This window comes from Rathayibacter sp. SW19 (assembly GCF_030866825.1).
In the GTDB taxonomy this organism is placed as follows: domain Bacteria; phylum Actinomycetota; class Actinomycetes; order Actinomycetales; family Microbacteriaceae; genus Rathayibacter_A; species Rathayibacter_A soli.
In genome coordinates, this window is record NZ_CP133020.1 from 693,147 (window position 1) to 710,979 (window position 17,833).

The following is a 17,833-nucleotide window of genomic DNA, read 5'->3' on the forward strand; positions in this document are numbered from 1 at the left end:
TTCGCTGAGGTGCGGACTTCGGTCGCTTCTGCCACTGGCGAAGCGACCGAAGTCCGCACCTCAATGGCATTAACCGGGGCGGGTAGCAATCGCCCGGCCGATGGCGTTGAATGGGGTCATGGCTGCGGCCCGCGCACCTCAGTATCGAACGCTTGCATCGTTGAGCAGAATCAACCTGTTGCATGCGTTGCAACAGGGTGGCTCCATGACGATCGAGCAACTGGCCGACGCGACAGGGCTCCATCGCAACACCGCACGCGAACATCTGCATCGGCTCGTCGCCGCCGGTTTTGTGCACGGCGAGTCCGAACACGTTGCGGCACGCGGTCGCCCGCGGATCCGCTACAGCGCGACTGTTCCGCAGGACGATCCGATCGTGCTGGACAAAGTGCGGATCGCGGCCGAGCGTGCTCGCCAGGTGCGGCAACTGTTGCACGTCGATGAAGCTGGACATGATGCGCACTATGCAAGCAGTCAGGGGCAATCTGGTGAACCGGATGCCACACACGAGGCGATCCAGCAGCAACTTGACCTGCTCGACGACCATATGGACCAGTGCGGATTCGATTCGACGCTCGAGCCGGATGGCCGCGTCATGACCATGCACGATTGCCCGTTCGCAGAATTGGCGCGGGAGAATCCGCAGGTCTGCGAGGTGCACTTCGGGCTCGTGCAGGAAGTGCTGGTGCAGGTCGACGGTCCGCTGGAAGCCGAGCAGCTGCATCCGTTCTCGGATGCGCGAACGTGCACCCTCGAGTTGTGCGCCGCACATCGGCCCTGATCTCACGGGCATTGCGCGCGCCGGCATTAAACACGGTGTTTTGCGCTCGAACGCGGTGCGCAACCCGACGATGATTGCGCCCAAGACGGTTCGAGCCGCCAATTCGGCGGCCGGCCCCGATTGGAGCAGCCATGCGACCAAAGAACACACCTGACACCCCGACAGCCGGAACCGACGGAGTGCTTGCAGACAGTCTGATCCGCATGGGGCGATTCCTGCGGCCCGGGACGGTCTCTGAAGATCTCAGAACAGTCTTCCTCGACGGCGGCCGAAAGGCAGATGCCTTTTACCGCGACCGCTGGACCCACGACAAGGAGGTGCGCTCCACCCACGGTGTCAACTGCACCGGTTCCTGCTCGTGGAAGGTGTACGTCAAAGACGGCATCATCACCTGGGAGACGCAGCAGACCGACTACCCGCTGATCGGGCCGGACTCGCCGGAATACGAACCCCGCGGATGCCCGCGCGGCGCCTCGTTCAGCTGGTACACCTATTCACCGACGCGGGTGCGCTTCCCATACGTGCGCGGCGTTCTGCTCGACGCCTACCGGGCGGCCAAGGAGCGCGTCGGCGATCCGGTGCTCGCCTGGGAAGCCGTCGTCGACGATCCGGTCGCCTCGCGCGCATACAAACAGGCGCGCGGCAAAGGCGGGCTGGTGCGCGCGAGGTGGGATGAGGCATCCGAAATCGTCGCGGCAGCGCACGTGCACACGATCAAGAAGTACGGCCCGGACCGCGTCGCTGGCTTCTCACCGATCCCGGCCATGTCGATCATGTCGCACGGAGTCGGCTCGCGTTTTGTGACAATGCTCGGCGGAACCATGCTCTCGTTCTACGACTGGTATGCCGACCTGCCGGTCGCGAGCCCCCAGGTGTTCGGCGACCAGACCGATGTGCCGGAATCGGCGGACTGGTGGAACTCCTCCTACCTGATCATGTGGGGCTCCAACGTTCCGGTCACCCGAACGCCAGACGCCCACTTCATGGTCGAGTCGCGCTACCACGGCCAGAAGGTCATCGTCGTCTCGCCCGACTATGCGGACAACACGAAGTTCGCCGATGAGTGGCTCGCCGTGCATCCAGGCACCGACGCGGCGCTCGCCATCGCGATGGGGCACGTCATCCTGAAGGAGTTCCTGCTCGACAAGCGCACCCCGCGCTTCATCGACTACATGAAGAAGTTCAGCGACTCCGCCTACCTGATCGAACTGACGCCGCACGGCGACGCGTATGTTGCCGGCAAGTTCTTGACGGCGGATGCCCTGCCCACGACGACCGCGGACGTCGCCAACCCGGCGTTCAAGCCAGTCCTGCTCGATCAGAACGCGGTGCCGGTCGTGCCGAACGGTTCGTTGGGTCACCGCTTCTCGAAGGAGGACGAAGGCCTCTGGAACCTGGATCTCGGCGACGTCGACCCGCTGTTGTCGATCGCCGACGCGCCCGATCACGACGGCAGAGCCGTCGAGGTGGAGCTGCCGCGCTTCGACCTGACCCCCGACGCTGAGCACGCGCACGCGGGCGGGGCGGGCGGCATCCGTCGCGGTGTGCCGGTGCGTGAGGTAGCCGGCCGGCTGGTGACCACGGTGTTCGATCTTCTGCTCGCTCGTTACGGCGTCGGCCGCGACGGGCTCCCCGGCGATTGGCCGACCGGCTATGACGACCCCTCCAGCCCAGGGACCCCGGCCTGGCAGGAGGAGATCACCAGCGTTCCGGCGCAGGCGGCGGAGCGGATCGGCCGCGAGTTCGCGCAGAACGCCGAAGACTCCGGCGGGCGCTCGATGATCCTGATGGGGGCGGGCACCAATCACTGGTTCCACTCTGACACGATCTATCGCACCTTCCTCGCCCTGACCACCATGACAGGCTGCCAAGGGGTCAACGGCGGAGGCTGGGCGCACTACGTCGGGCAGGAGAAGATCCGGCCGCTGACCGGTTGGGCGCAATACGCGTTCGGCCTCGACTGGGTGCGCCCGCCGCGGCAGATGATCGGCACAGCGTACTGGTACCTTGCGACCGACCAATGGCGTTACGACGGCCTGCCGGCCGACAGCCTCGCGAGTGCGCAGGCGAACGGGCTCTTCGCGGGCCGTACAACGGCTGACTGCCTCGTCGAATCGGCCAAGCGCGGCTGGATGCCCAGCTACCCGACCTTCAACCGCAACCCGCTGGATATCGTCGACGAGGCCGAAGCGGCCGGTGTCGAACCGGCACAGTATGTGGTCGATCAGCTGAAGAGCGGCGAACTCAAATACGCTGTTGAAGATCCGGATGCGCCCGAGAACTTTCCGCGTGTGCTCAACGTCTGGCGGGCCAACATCATCGGCTCATCGGGCAAGGGCAACGAGTACTTCCTCAAGCATCTGCTCGGCACGGACGCCGCAATCACCGGGCAGGAGTCCGGTCCGGATCGCCGCCCTGCATCGATGACCTGGCATGAGGAAGCGCCGATCGGCAAGCTCGACCTGATGGTCACGAGCGACTTCCGCAACACGTCGACGACAGGCTTCAGCGACATCGTTCTGCCGCCGGCCACCTGGTATGAGAAGCACGACTTGTCGACGACGGACATGCATCCGTTCATCCATACGTTCAATCCGGCGATCACACCGCCGTGGGAGGCCAAGCCCGACTTCGAGATCTTCACGCTGCTCGCGCGCAAGATCAGCGAGTTGCAGGAAGGGCACCTGGGGGTGCGTCGCGACCTCGTGGCATCCCCGCTGCTGCACGACACGCCGGATGCGATGTCCACGCCGCACGGCACGGTGGTGGATTCGCCGGAACTGATTCCCGGCGTGACGATGCCGAAGCTGTCAGTTGTTGAGCGCGACTATCCGGCGTTCGGTGCCCGGATGACCGCTCTCGGCCCGCTGACCGCGAAACTCGGCATGGCGACGAAGGGTGTCGCATTCAATCCGGACGTCGAGGTCGAAGACCTGGGCCACCGCAACGGGCGGTTCGTTTCCGGGCCGACTGCCGGTCGCCCGCGCTTGGACACCGCCCAGCGTGCGTGCGACATGATTCTCGCGCTCTCGGGCACCACCAACGGACGGCTTGGAACACAGGGCTTCCGCACGTTGGAGAAACGCACGGGCGTGCCGCTTGCCCAGCTCGCCTCCGACAATGAAGGACGCCGGTACACGTTCAAAGAGGTCGGCGACGCTCCGGTGCCGGTGCTCACCTCGCCGGAATGGTCGGGCAGCGAGCACGGCGGCAGACGGTACAGCGCGTTCACCATCAATGTCGAACATCTGAAGCCGTGGCATACGCTGACGGGCCGCCAACATTTCTACCTCGATCACGACTGGATGATCGAGCTGGGGGAGCAGCTGCCGATCTACCGGCCGCCGCTGGACATGCACCGCCTGTTCAACGACTCGATCATCGGTTCCACGGCGCCGACGGGCCGTGCCGGGTCGCAGGGCCGCGCCGAGGTCGCCGTGCGCTACCTCACTCCGCATTCCAAATGGTCCATCCACTCCGAGTATCAAGACAACCTGATGATGCTGACACTCTCGCGAGGCGGGCCGGGCATCTGGATGTCCCCGCAGGACGCCGAGAAGATCGGCGTCCGCGACAACGAGTGGATCGAGTCATACAACCGCAATGGCGTGGTGGTGGCCCGCGCGATCGTGTCGCACAGGATGCCGGAGGGCACCGTGTACATGTACCACGCGAAAGACCGCACGATCAACGTGCCGATCGCCGAGACCTCGGGTCAGCGCGGCGGCACGAACAACTCGCTCACGCGCATCCTGCTGAAACCGACGCATCTGATCGGCGGCTACGCGCAACTGTCGTTCGCGTTCAACTATCTGGGGCCGACCGGCAACCAGCGAGACGAGGTGACGGTCATCCGTCGTCGTAGCCAGGAGGTCGAGTACTAATGCGTGTCATGGCTCAGATGTCGATGGTGATGAACCTCGACAAGTGCATCGGCTGCCACACCTGTTCTGTCACCTGCAAGCAGGTGTGGACGAACCGCGATGGCATGGAATACGTCTGGTTCAACAATGTGGAGACCAAGCCCGGGCTCGGCTATCCGCGCACCTATGAGGATCAGGACAAGTGGCGTGGCGGTTGGCAGCGGAACAAGCGCGGCCGCCTCAAGCTGCGCTCGGGTGGCCGCCTCGCGCACCTGGCCAATATCTTCTCCAACCCCGATCTGCCGACGATTGACGACTACTACGAGCCGTGGACCTACGACTACGACATGCTCACGATCGCGCCGCAGACGAAGAACGGCCCGGTAGCGCGCCCGAAGTCGCTCTTGACCGGCGAGAACATGGAGGTCAAGTGGTCGCCGAACTGGGATGACAATCTCGGTGGCGCTCAGGAGACCGCTGCGCAGGATCCGATCCTCGCGCACATGAGCGAACACGTGAAGCTCGAGTTCGAGAACACGTTCATGTTCTACCTGCCGCGCATCTGCGAGCACTGTCTCAACCCGTCGTGCGTGTCGGCCTGCCCATCCGGCGCGATGTACAAGCGGTCGGAAGACGGCATCGTGCTGGTCGATCAGGATGCCTGCCGCGGCTGGCGGATGTGCGTGTCGGCGTGCCCGTACAAGAAGGTCTACTTCAACCACAAGACGGGCAAGGCGGAGAAGTGCACCCTGTGCTATCCGCTGCTCGAACAGGGCAAGCCGACGATCTGCTCGGAGACCTGCGTCGGCCGGCTGCGCTACCTCGGCCTGATGCTTTACGACGCCGACAAGGTGCTGGAGGCAGCCAGCGTCGAAGATGACCACGAGCTCCTCGATGCCCAGCGCTCGGTCTTCCTCGACCCGTTCGACCCGGAAGTAATCGCGGCGGCCAAAGCCGAGGGCATCGCCGACGACTGGATCGAAGCAGCACAGAACAGCCCGATCTATCAGTTGATCAGCGAGTACAAGGTTGCGTTGCCGCTGCACCCCGAATATCGCACGATGCCGATGGTCTGGTACATCCCCCCGCTGTCGCCGGTCGTCGACGTCGTCGCCAACAGCGGCAGCGACGGTGAGGATGTCGCCAATCTCTTCTCGGCCATCGACAAGCTGCGCATCCCGGTCGAGTACCTCGCCGGACTGTTCACCGCCGGCGACGTCGAGCCAATCGAAGACTCGCTCGGCAAACTCGCCGCCATGCGCTCGTACATGCGCGACATCAACCTTGGGCAGGAGCCGAACGAGCGGATCGCAAACCTGGTCGGGATGAGCGGCGATGAGATGCAGGCCATGTACCGGCTGCTTGCGATCGCCAAGTACGAAGACCGCTACGTCATCCCGAAAGCCCACGTCGAGCAGGCCCGCGACCTGGAGAACCTGGCCTGCTCACTCGACATGGATGGCGGCCCGGGCATGGGCGGGCCGAGCGAGGGTCTTTCTGGGATGGGGCCGGTGCGCAAGGCAGGAAAGCGGAACAGACACGGTGACGCGCCGGCGGCGGTAGCGCGGTTCGACGTGGACGAAAACGGGGTGGAGAGGTTCCATGACCTGCAGAATCTTGTCGACGACGAGGAGCAGTTGGCGATTCCGGGCCAATCCGGCCCGGACCAGTCCGGGCCAGAACAGTCGTCGCCCGGTCGGATGAATCTGCTCAACTGGAACGGTAACACTGCGGCTCCGGGGCTGTTTCCGCCGGCGTCTGCCGGGGGCGTGTCGTGATTCGCCGCAACGTGCCGCCGCGCGAAACAACGGCGCTTCAACTGGGTTCCGGTCAGCGCGCCATGACGCACATGGCCGCATCGATCCTGCTTGACTATCCACACGAGCAGAACCGGTCGCGGTTCGCCGCTGTGGCCCGGGCGATCGAGACCTTACCGGTGCCGCTGGCGGATGCCTTCGGCCGCTTCTTCGCCGCGACGGATGCCATGGGGCAGCGCGAACTCGAGTCGCACTTCACCTCGATCTTCGACCAGAAGCGCAAATGCAGCCCTTACCTCACTTACTACACGACCGGCGACACGCGAAAGCGGGGGATGGCGCTGGTGCGGTTCATCCACGCATACCGGGCGGCCGGCTGGGAGGTCGAGCCGGGTGAGCTGCCCGACTACCTGCCGATGGTGCTCGAGTTCTCGGCGCGCTGCAATTCGACCATCTCCGACGATCTCATTGCGGCTCATCGTGAAGGACTGCAGGTGTTGCGGGCGGCGCTCGAGTCGTTCGAAACGCCGTATGCGCACGTGCTCGATGCGGTATGCCTTTCACTTCCAGCGATGAACGCGGAAGCACGTGAGCGTTACATGAAGCTCATCAACGAAGGCCCGCCGGCCGAGTTGGTCGGCTTGACATTTCTCGGCAACCTTGCGCCCTACGCGCCAGCGGGGGCTCCACGGGAGGAGGTGCGGATATGACCGTGTTGAATATTTTGCTGTGGGTGGCGGTTCCGTATGCGGCGGTCGGCGCCTTCGTCGTCGGCCACATCTTCCGGTGGCGCTACGACCAGTTCGGTTGGACCTCTCGCTCTTCCCAAGGCTACGAGTCGAAGATTCTGCGCTGGGGTTCGCCGCTGTTCCACTACGGCATCCTCGCCGTCTTCGTCGGGCACGTTGTCGGGCTACTGGTGCCGAAGGAGTGGATTCTCTTCTTCGGAGTCTCCGAAGAGGCGTATCACTGGGGCGCCACCTACCTCGGCGCGCTCGCCGCGGTAGCAACACTGATCGGTATGATCCTGCTGCTGTCCCGACGCGGTGCCGTTAAGCGGGTCTTCCGGGTGACAACGGTGATGGATGTCGTCATGTACGCCTTCCTGCTGGTCACGGTCGTCTTCGGAACGTGGGCGAACTTCTTCTACCAGGTCTTCGGGCCGGGGTACGACTACCGGGAAACCATCTCTCCCTGGATTCGCAGCCTCGGTGCGCTGCAACCCAATGTCGAGCTCATGGTCGGCGTGCCGCTGATCTTCCAGTTGCACATCATCACCGCGATGTTGCTGTTCATGATCTGGCCGTTCACCCGCCTCGTTCATGTCTTCTCGATTCCTGTGTTGTACCTTTTCCGCCCGTATGTCGTCTACCGATCTCGGGACATGCGGCTGGGAGCTCGTGCCACCCAGCGCGGCTGGGCGCGCAGCACGAGACCCGGAACGCGCCCCGAGCGGGTCGACGACATCCCATCTCATCGGTGAACCCTACTGTCGGACGTGATGAGAATGACTGATCGCACGACTCGAGCGCAGCAAGACGCATCAGCGCTCGATCCATCACCTCAGGGGCGAGTGGCGACGTGGATCGAGAATCTCGAGCCCGGCTATTTCGCGCTGGTCATGGCGACCGGCATCGTGTCGATCGGTCTGAGTGTGCTGGGTTTCCCGCTGCTCGGCGATATCGTGCTGAGCTGCGCGGCTGTCGGATTCGTTGTGCTGGTCTGCGCATACATCGCGCGCGCGGTGCGTTTTCCGAGTGCTGTTGCGGCATCGCTGCGCAACCCGAGTGCGGCTGTCGGCTACTTCACGGTCGTGGCCGGGTTCGATGTGCTTGCTACAGGTCTGATCGGGCACGGGTTCTGGCCGGTGTCGCTGGCGCTGGGAATCGTGGCATTCGTCATCTGGCTCGTGCTCACCTATGGACTGTTCTCCATGATCGTGCTTGCCGGGCATCATCCGAAACTTCGCGAGATCACGGGGGTTTGGCTGGTTTGGGTCGTCGGTACCCAGTCGATTGCGGTCGTTGCCGCAGCGCTGGCGCCGGTGTTGCCGTGGTCGATCGGCAGCCAGCTGCTTGGCGTTGCGAGCATCTTGTTCTGGAGCGTCGGCGTCGTGCTCTATCTGATCTTCATCGTGATCATCTTCGCGCGGCTCTTCCTGAAAGAGACCACGCCGGTCGAGATGGGGCCGGCCTACTGGATTCTGATGGGCGCGACCGCCATCAGTGTGCGTGCGGCTGCCGGCATCCTGGCGCTCAGTGATGGAATGACCGCGAACCTGCTCACCGAAATGCGATCGTTTGTGGTGGGGCTGTCGGTCGTGTTGTGGTCGTTCGGCAGTTGGTTCATTCCACTGTTGGTGATCTTCGGGCTGTGGCGCTACTTCGTGCGCGGATACCCGTGGACCTACGAGGCGAAGTTGTGGAGCGTGGTGTTCCCCTTGGGCATGTACGCCGTCGCTTCTGCCACCTTCGGCCGGGCCATCGACTTCGCCTTCTTGCCCGCTCTCGCGTCGGTGTGGATCTGGTTCGCGGTGGCGGCGTGGCTGATCGTCGTCGCATTGCTGATCGCTTCGTTCGTCGTCGCGATGCGACGCCCGCTGCCAACTCGCCCCCTTCACTGAGGTGCGGACTTCGGTCACTATCCCTGCTTGGAAAGCGACCGAAGTCCGCACGTGACGGGAGGATTGGATGGGGAGGGGCGCGGGCGGGCCGGAGGGCATCCGTAGACTGATGAGCGTGAGCGAGACCACCTTTTCCGTGCGGCAAGCGCGCACGAGCGACATCAAAAGCATCAAGCAGCTGGTCGAACCGCTCGTGCAGCGCCGTATTCTGCTCGGCAAAGAGCTTGTCGTGTTCTATGAGGCCGTGCAGGAATTCCGTGTCATCGAGGATGCCGATGGACACTTGATCGGATGCGGCGCCCTGCACGTCATGTGGGAAGACCTTGCAGAGGTGCGCACACTGGCCGCCGCAGACAGCTGGCGCGGTCGCGGCGTCGGCCACGCGTTGCTCTCGCAATTGGAGCAGGATGCCCGCGCGCTCGGTCTCTCGCGCCTGTTCTGTTTGACCTTTGAGGTGCCATTCTTCTCGCGACACGGCTTCGTCGAGATGGGCGAGGAGACCGTCGATCAGGATGTCTATGCCGAGCTGGTCCGCAGCCCCGACGAGGGCGTCGCCGAGTTCCTCGATCTGGCACGGGTCAAGCCGAACACCCTAGGAAACACGCGGATGCTCAAGCGCCTGTAGGGCGCGCGACCCGCTCCGTGACCTTCGTTCGCTGAGCGCAGCCCGGTCCCTGAGCTTGCCGAAGGGCAGCCCTTCGACTGCGCTCAGGGACCGACCACCCCGGTCGCTGAGCGAGGCCGAAGCGCGGCCCGTCGACTGCGCTCAGGGACCGTCAGCCGTTGGCGCAGATGAGCAATCTTCAGGCCCAGCTTTGAATCAACCCTGAATTTCGCATAGGGTGTCTGGGAATGTTGCACGCACAACGACGCGCGAAAGGCACATCCATGGCGACACCACGGCGCATGCTCGGCAAACTCACCGCAGCCTCGATTCTCAGTTTCGGCCTCATCGCCGCGCCGATCGTGGCTGCACCCGCGATTGCGGCGGATCCCGCCCCGGCGGCCCCGGCCGCCACCGTTCCGATCAATCTGATCGGCATCAACGACTTCCACGGGCGGATCGACAGCAACACAGTGAAGTTCGCGGGCACAGTCGAACAGGTGCGAGCCGAGTACGGCGATGCGAACTCGCTCTTCGTCTCCGCAGGTGACAACTATGGAGCGTCCGTCTTTGCGTCCGCCTCCGCTCAGGACGTGCCGACCATCGACGTGCTGAACGCGCTCGGGCTGCAGGCATCCGCTGTCGGGAACCACGAGTTCGATCAGGGCTTCGCTGACCTCACCGGTCGAGTCATGGGCCTCACCGGTAGCGCCAAGGGCCTCGCGGATTGGGAATACCTCGGAGCGAACGTGACGTACACGAGTGGCGGCGCTCCCGCACTGCCGAAGTACAAGACCTTCACGGTCGACGGCGTCACCGTCGGCGTGATCGGCGCCGTCACACAAGAGACACCGTCGCTGGTTGCTCCCGCGGGAATTGCCGGACTCACGTTCGGCGATCCGGTCACGGCGATCAACGAGGTTGCCGATCAACTGACCGACGGCGATTCCAGCAACGGTGAGGCGGATGTCATCATCGCGTCGTACCACGAAGGGGCGGCCGCGGGCGACGCGGCGGGCGGCACGCTCGACGATCAAGTGGCAGCTGGCGGAGCCTTCGCCGAGATCGTGAACGACACCTCGCCCAAGGTCTCCGCGATCTTCACCGGTCACACGCACCAGGCGTACGCGTGGGACGCGCCCTGGCCCGGCCACACCGGTCAGACCCGTCCGATCATCCAGACCGGCAGCTATGGGGCAAATGTCGGGCAGATCGTGTTGCAGTACGACCCCAACACGAAGTCGGTCGCCAGCCACACCATGCGCAACGTTCCGCGTGTGACGACAGCGGATGACACGCTGGCCGAGCAATACCCGCGGGTGAAACAGGTGCAGACGATCGTGTACAACGCGCTCGCCGCCGCTGACGTGATCGGCAAACAACCGGTCGGCTCGGTGGCCGCGGACATCACCACCGCGTTCACCGGCGGGTCCTACGTCAACGGTGTGTACACCGCGGGAACTTTCGACAACAACGGGCTGCCGGTCGGTCGCGACGACCGTGCCAAGGAATCCACCCTCGGAAATCTCATCGCCGACTCGCTGGTCGCAACCCTCGGTTCGGCCGACCGTGGCGGGGCCGAGATCGGCGTCGTCAACCCCGGCGGCATCCGCTCGGAGCTGTATCAGGCGCCGGACGGCGTGATCACCTACGCCGAAGCCAACGCGGTGCTCCCGTTCCTGAACAATCTGTGGACCACAACCCTGACCGGTGCACAGTTCAAAACTGTGCTCGAGCAGCAGTGGCAGACAAGCCCGGATGGTACGCCGATCACCAGTCGACCGTTCCTCAACCTGGGGCTGAGCAACAACGTCAGCTACACCTACGACGCCGATGCCGCGCAGGGCGAGCACATCACGAGCATCAGCGTCAACGGAGCACCGATCGACCCAACGGCGAGCTACCGCATCGGATCGTTCAGTTTCCTGCTCGAGGGCGGTGACAACTTCCGCGAGTTCGCCAACGGCACAGACACGAAAGACTCCGGCCTGATCGACCGCGACGGCTGGATCGCCTACCTCGGCGAGCACGCCGACCTGTCACCGTCGTTCGCGCGGCGAGGTGTGCAGGTGACCGGGGTGCCGGCATCCGCTGATCGCCTGTCGCCCGTGTCGTTCGATGTCAAGAATCTCGACCTGACCTCGCTCGGCAGCCCGGAGAACACGACCCTCGACATCGCGATCGACGGGGTACCCGGTGGCCTCGGGAGCGTTCCCGTGACTCCGGGCGACCCTGGGAACACGCAGATGGCCAACGGCACGGCAACGGTCTCGTTCACCGTTCCGGATGCCGCGCCCGACGCGAGCGTCGTCGTGCTGACCGCGCAGCCGTCAGGGACCGTCGTGCGCGTTCCGTTGACGGTGACCACGGCCCCGCCGCCGGCAACGTCGCCGACCTCGGCCGACGAGTCTGCGCAGACACCGCAGACCGAGGGCGGGATCACGACGGACAAGTCGACCTACCACCCAGGCGACACCGTGCGCATCACCGTCGGCGCGGCGCACGTAGGCGAGTACGTCTCCACTTGGCTGTGGTCGACGCCGACGAATCTCGGCGGCTGGCAGCAGGTACGTGCCGACGGCACGATCGCAGTGACGCTACCGAAAGACGTTGCGCTCGGTGCACACCGGCTCGTCGTGCAAGGCGTAGAAGGCAACGTGATCGGATGGGCCGCGATCACCGTCGCGGCCGTGCCGTCCGGCGGCTCGGACGGCCAAGCGGGCGGCACCGCGGCAGGCTCCGGCAACGGGTCAGGATTGGCGAACACCGGTTCAGACCTATCAGCTAGTGTTCTCGGGGCCGGGCTGCTCCTGCTTCTCGGGGCCGGTGCCCTCTTGACGCGCCGACGCATGGCGGCATCGGAAGGGCGTTCGCAGAAGCGCTCCTAGCTTCCTACCAGCAGTTTCCGGCCGAGGTGGTTTCACCTCGGCCGGAAACGTGTGCCATCGGGCGCGAGCCCGTAGGTGTCCGTGCTCGGCTCAGCACTTTGATGTCCCTGTGGTGCGCCTGATAACAGCATCCGCGGCGGCCGGATGAATTCCCAGATCTCGCCCAGAATCATGAAGCGGTCTCCTGCGTGCGCATATGAGCAAAGTTGATGGATTGGCTGACAGGCCGTGTTTGTGTCGATTATGGTTGCACGCATTGCCGTAACTGTCGCAATGAGGCGCTCGGTGCTCATATGAGCACGATGGACGAGACTTCACTCTGTGTTCATTCGCAGGTGGGATTCAGTACCTCGAACCTCTCTAACGTGGCGGATGCGCAATCCATCATGAAGGAGAAAGATGTCCCATCAACACGGCAGGGCCTGGAAACTGGCCGCAGCTGCCATAGCAGGGCTCGGCCTCGCGGCCGGCCCGCTCGTCGCCCTCCCGGCGTACGCGAGCACAGACGGCACCGGTGTCGTCATCAATGAGGTGTACCTCAGCGGTGGTAGCGCGGGCGCCCTCTACAAGAACAAGTTCGTCGAGTTGTACAACCCGAGCGACACCGCCGTCACCGTCAGCGGTTGGTCGCTGCAGTACCGAACGGCTACCGGAGCCGGCCTGCCGTCGACAGTGATCAATCTGTCAGGCAAGATCGCCCCGCACGACTACTACCTGATCGCAGGAGGCTCGAATGGCACCAACGGTGCTGACCTGCCGACGCCAGATGTCACGAGCACGCTGGCACCCGCGAACGGCGGAGGCACCCTCTTCCTGGCAAACACGACCAACCAGGTCACGGCGCCGGTCGCCTCCGTCACGAACCACCCCCAGATCGTGGATCTGCTCGGTTGGGGCACCTCGAACACGTTCGAGGGCGCTGTCGCGCCGGCACCGAAGTCCACGACCGATGTTCAGTCGCTGACCCGCGCGAACTTCGTGGACTCGGACGACAACCACACCGACTTCTCACTGACACCGAACATCACCCCGCAGGCATCTACTCCCGCCACCACGGATCCCGGTGATGGCGGCACCGATCCGGGCGATGGTACGGATCCGGGCACCGGTGGTGACCCGAGCCCGCCGATCACCATTGCAGAAATCCAAGGCACCTCCAACGTCAGCCCGCTTGAGGGCAAAACAGTCACGACCACTGGCTTCGTCACCGCGGCGTACCCGACCGGTGGCTTCAACGGATACTTCATTCAGACCCCAGGCACCGGCGGCGCCCTCGATCTGGCGACGCACACCGAATCCGACGGGCTCTTCGTCTTCTCCTCCGCCACAGTTTCGACTGTGCACATCGGCGACTACGTCAAGGTCTCCGGTGTCGTGAGCGAATACAACGGAATGACGCAGCTCACCCCGACAAGCGCTGCGGATGTCTCGCAGCTCGACAAGACCGGCGTCACGGCTCCAACCGCCGCCACCGTCGTCATCCCGCCGACGGAAGAGCAGCGCGAAAGCCTCGAAGGCATGCTGATCGCTCCGCAGGGCGCATACACGATCACCGACAATTACTCGCTGAATCAGTACGGCGAAATCGGCCTCGCAGTCGGAGACAAGCCACTCGTTCAGCCGACCGAGGTGGCCGGACCGCGCACCGCGGAGTATGACGCGGCACTTGCGCTCAACGCATCGCTGTCCATCAAGCTCGACGACGGCGCATCGACGAACTTTCTCAGTGCGGCCAACCAGGGCAAGCCACTTTCCTGGCTGACCGCTGACGACCACGTGCGCGTTGGTTCGGCTGTTAGCTTCACCGGCCCGGCGGTCATGGACTACCGCAACAACGCGTGGAAGCTCCAGCCGACCTCCGAATTGACTCCGGCCAACGCGGCTACGGTTCAGCCGGCAACGTTCTCCAACACGCGCACCGAAGCACCGGCGAATGTCGGCGGCGATGTGAAGGTGGCAACCTTCAACGTGCTGAACTACTTCGCCACCACCGGCGATCAGGTCACCGGCTGCACCTTCTACAAGGACCGTGACGGCAACCCGGTCACGGTGAACACTGGATGCGACGTTCGCGGCGCAGCCAACGAGGCCAGCTTCAAGCGTCAGCAGGCCAAAGAGGTCGTCGCAATCAACGACCTCGGCGCCGACATCGTGTCGCTGGAAGAGATCGAGAACTCCTCGAAGTTCTTGGGCACGGACGGCAAGCCTAAGAACCGCGACTATGCGCTGTCGACACTCGTCGACGCGCTGAACGCGGCCGCAGGCAGCGCCGTTTGGGACTACGTTCGCTCCCCATCTGCTCTGCCGAGCAACGAGGACGTCATCCGCACCGCCTTCATTTACAAGACCGCAAAGGTTGAGACGGTCGGTTCGTCGGAGATCTTGTTGACCGGCACCGCGTTCGACAACGCTCGTCGCCCGCTGGCGCAGGCGTTCAAGCAGAAGGGCGCGCCCGACAGCCAGGCGTTCATCGATATCGTCAACCACTTCAAGTCGAAGGGTTCCGGCACCGGCGTCAACGCTGACCAGGGCGACGGGCAGGGAGCATCCAATCCTTCTCGTGTCGCTCAGGCCAAGGACCTTGTGAAGTTCGCGGATGACCTGAAGGCAAGCACCGGCATCGGCCACGTCATGCTGGTCGGTGACTTCAACGCCTACATGAAGGAGGACCCGATCAAGGTTCTCACCGACGCGGGCTATGTCGACCAGGTGACCACCAAGACCGACAAGTACACCTACGCATACGGCGGAACGGTCGGCTCACTCGACCACATCTTCGCCAACGCTGAGGCGAACGCCGACGTGACCGGAGCGGATGTCTGGAACATCAACTCGGTCGAGTCCGTTGCGCTCGAATACAGCCGGTACAACTACAACGTCACGAACTACTACGTGCCGAACCAGTACCGCGCGTCGGATCACGACCCGATCATCGTCGGTCTCGGCCTTTCGCCGAAGCCGGTCACGCTGAACCTGTTGAACATCAACGACTTCCACGGTCGCATTGATTCCAACACGGTGAAGTTCGCCGGAACCGTTGAGCAGTTGCGCGCCGAAGGCGGAGACAGCAACACGCTGTTCCTGTCGGCGGGAGACAACATCGGAGCCTCGCTGTTCGCGTCCGCATCGCAGCAGGACAAGCCGACCATCGATGTGCTGAACGCGCTGAAGTTGAAGGCATCCGCAGTGGGCAACCATGAGTTCGACCAGGGGTTCAGCGACCTCACCGGTCGCGTGCAGTCTGCTGCCGACTTCGCCTACCTTGGTGCGAACGTGTACACCAAGGGCACGAAGACGCCGGCGCTCCCGGAGTACAAGACCTTCCAAGTCGATGGTCTGACCGTCGCCGTTATCGGTGTTGTCACGCAGGAGACGCCCACGTTGGTGACTCCGGCAGGCATCAGCGGCCTTGACTTCGGCGACCCTGTCGAAGCGGTGAACCGTGTTGCAGGTCAGCTGACCGACGGCAACCCGTTCAACGGCGAGGCCGACGTGATCGTTGCCGAGTACCACGAGGGTGCCGGCTTCGGCACACCGGATGGCGCGACGCTCGAGCAGGAAGTCGCCGCGGGCGGCGCATTCGCCAACATCGTCACGATGACCTCGCCCAAGGTGGCGGCGATCTTCACTGGTCACACGCACAAGATGTACGCGTGGGATGCACCGGTCCCCGGATCGGACAGCAAGACCCGTCCGATCCTGCAGACCGGTAGCTACGGCGAGAACATCGGCCAGATTCAGCTGACGATCGATCCGACGACGCACGCCGTGTCCAGCTACACCGCACGCAATGTCTCTCGGACCACGACCGCGGATGGCGACCTGGTCGCTTCCTACCCGCGTGTCGCCGAGGTGAAGACCATCGTCGACAAGGCAATTGCGGACGCCGCGGTCATCGGCAACCAGAAGGTTGGGTCTGTCTCCAAGGACATCACAACGGCCTTCATCGGCGGCAGCCGTGACGATCGGATGTCGGAGTCGACCCTCGGCAACCTGGTTGCCGACTCGCTTCTGGCTTCGCTGAAGTCGCCTGACGTTGGCGGCGCAGAGATCGGTATTGTCAACCCGGGCGGACTTCGTGCCGACCTGCTCTACGGCACGGATGGCAGCGTCACTTACGCTCAGGCCAACGCCGTGCTGCCGTTCCTGAACAACCTCGGAACGACGACACTGACCGGTGCCCAGTTCAAGGTTGCGCTCGAGCAGCAGTGGCAGACCAACGCGGACGGCACGGTTCCCAGCCGTGACTTCCTCAACCTGGGCCTGTCGAAGAACGTCAGCTACACCTATGACCCGACACGGGAGCGTGGCGACCACATCACCGGCATCACCGTGAACGGTGAGCCGATCGATCTGGCGCGCGACTACCGCATCGGAACGTTCAGCTTCCTGCTCAGCGGCGGCGATAACTTCCGCGTGATCGCTCAGGGTGCCAACACGAAGGACTCCGGACTTGTCGACCGTGATGCGTGGATCGCATACATCACGGGCAACAGCCCGCTGTCACCGAGTTTCGACCGTCGTGGTGTGTCGCTGATCGGCGTGCCGACCACAGCGGTTGCTGCGGGCGACACTGTGTCCTTCGATGTGACCAAGCTGAACCTGACATCGCTGGGCAGCCCGGCCAACACCGAGCTGTCCGCGACCTGGCAGGGCAGTGCGAGCGCACCAGTGGCGTTTGCCGTGAATGAGGTGGGCGCGGCATCCGTCTCGCTCACGGTTCCGGCCGACGTCACGAGCACGACTGAGCTGATCCTCACCGCCGCGCCGTCCGGCACGACCGTGCGGGTGCCGCTCACCGTGGTTGGCAACCCCAACGCGGAGCCGAGCAGTCCGGCGGTCTCGGCATCGGCGGCTGCGCAAACCAGCCAACTGGCCGACGTGTTCACCGTTCCCAACGGTGCGCAGAAGCCCGGCACGACGCTCACGCTGAAGCTCGGCGCCGACAAGGCAGGCCAGTGGGTGTCCGCGTGGTTCTGGGCAACACCCGTGAAGAAGTCGCAGGGCATCAACGCGGGCGGATGGCTGCAGGTTGCGGCCGACGGTAGCGTCACGGTGACGGTGCCGTCCGGGCTCGAGAACGGCCGGCAGTCGCTGGCGGTTCAGGACGCCACGGGCGCGGTCATCGGCTGGACCGAGCTGACTGTTCCCGCCGCGGGCAAGGTGAAGTAGCCCACCGGCGCAGTAGAACACCAACGATCGGCCCCGGGCATTCAGCCCGGGGCCGATTATTTCGGTCGCTGAGCGGAGCCGAAGCGCCAGCCTGCGGTGCCAAACGCACTCGCTGCATAGGCGGGCCCTTCTGTAATGGTTGTGG

Annotated in this window: 9 protein-coding genes; all 9 read left to right on the forward strand. The window is 64.1% G+C overall.

Features of this window, described 5'->3' with window-relative positions; all coding sequences use genetic code 11:
- The first annotated feature begins 118 nt into the window (after nt 1-118).
- Nucleotides 119-781: a helix-turn-helix transcriptional regulator gene (locus QU604_RS03345; RefSeq protein WP_308467385.1), complete on the forward strand. Its 663-nt coding sequence runs from the start codon at nt 119-121 to the stop codon at nt 779-781.
- A gap of 131 nt (nt 782-912) precedes the next feature.
- A complete protein-coding gene (locus QU604_RS03350) occupies nt 913-4,665 on the forward strand; it encodes a nitrate reductase subunit alpha (RefSeq protein ID WP_308467386.1) in 3,753 nt (1,250 codons plus the stop codon).
- Entirely contained in the window at nt 4,665-6,422 is a 1,758-nt protein-coding gene (gene narH, locus QU604_RS03355; RefSeq protein ID WP_308467387.1) for a nitrate reductase subunit beta, read from the forward strand. The genes QU604_RS03350 and narH overlap by 1 nt, the downstream gene beginning before the upstream one ends.
- Nucleotides 6,419-7,111, forward strand: a complete 693-nt coding sequence (narJ, locus tag QU604_RS03360; RefSeq protein ID WP_308467388.1) for a nitrate reductase molybdenum cofactor assembly chaperone — start codon at nt 6,419-6,421, stop codon at nt 7,109-7,111. Before narH ends, narJ begins: the two co-directional genes overlap by 4 nt.
- Complete coding sequence (gene narI / locus QU604_RS03365; protein WP_308467389.1) at nt 7,108-7,884, forward strand: respiratory nitrate reductase subunit gamma; 777 nt, start codon at nt 7,108-7,110, stop codon at nt 7,882-7,884. Before narJ ends, narI begins: the two co-directional genes overlap by 4 nt.
- 24 nt (nt 7,885-7,908) lie before the next feature.
- The gene (locus tag QU604_RS03370; RefSeq protein WP_308467390.1) at nt 7,909-9,024 is read left to right on the forward strand and encodes a tellurite resistance/C4-dicarboxylate transporter family protein; all 1,116 of its coding nucleotides are present in this window, start codon (nt 7,909-7,911) and stop codon (nt 9,022-9,024) included.
- A gap of 109 nt (nt 9,025-9,133) precedes the next feature.
- On the forward strand, nt 9,134-9,649 hold the full coding sequence (locus tag QU604_RS03375; RefSeq protein WP_308467391.1) for an amino-acid N-acetyltransferase: 516 nt from the start codon (nt 9,134-9,136) through the stop codon (nt 9,647-9,649).
- 263 nt (nt 9,650-9,912) lie between these two features.
- Complete coding sequence (locus QU604_RS03380; RefSeq protein WP_308467392.1) at nt 9,913-12,516, forward strand: bifunctional metallophosphatase/5'-nucleotidase; 2,604 nt, start codon at nt 9,913-9,915, stop codon at nt 12,514-12,516.
- A gap of 399 nt (nt 12,517-12,915) precedes the next feature.
- Complete coding sequence (locus tag QU604_RS03385; RefSeq protein ID WP_308467393.1) at nt 12,916-17,688, forward strand: ExeM/NucH family extracellular endonuclease; 4,773 nt, start codon at nt 12,916-12,918, stop codon at nt 17,686-17,688.
- The last annotated feature ends 145 nt before the right edge of the window (nt 17,689-17,833 follow it).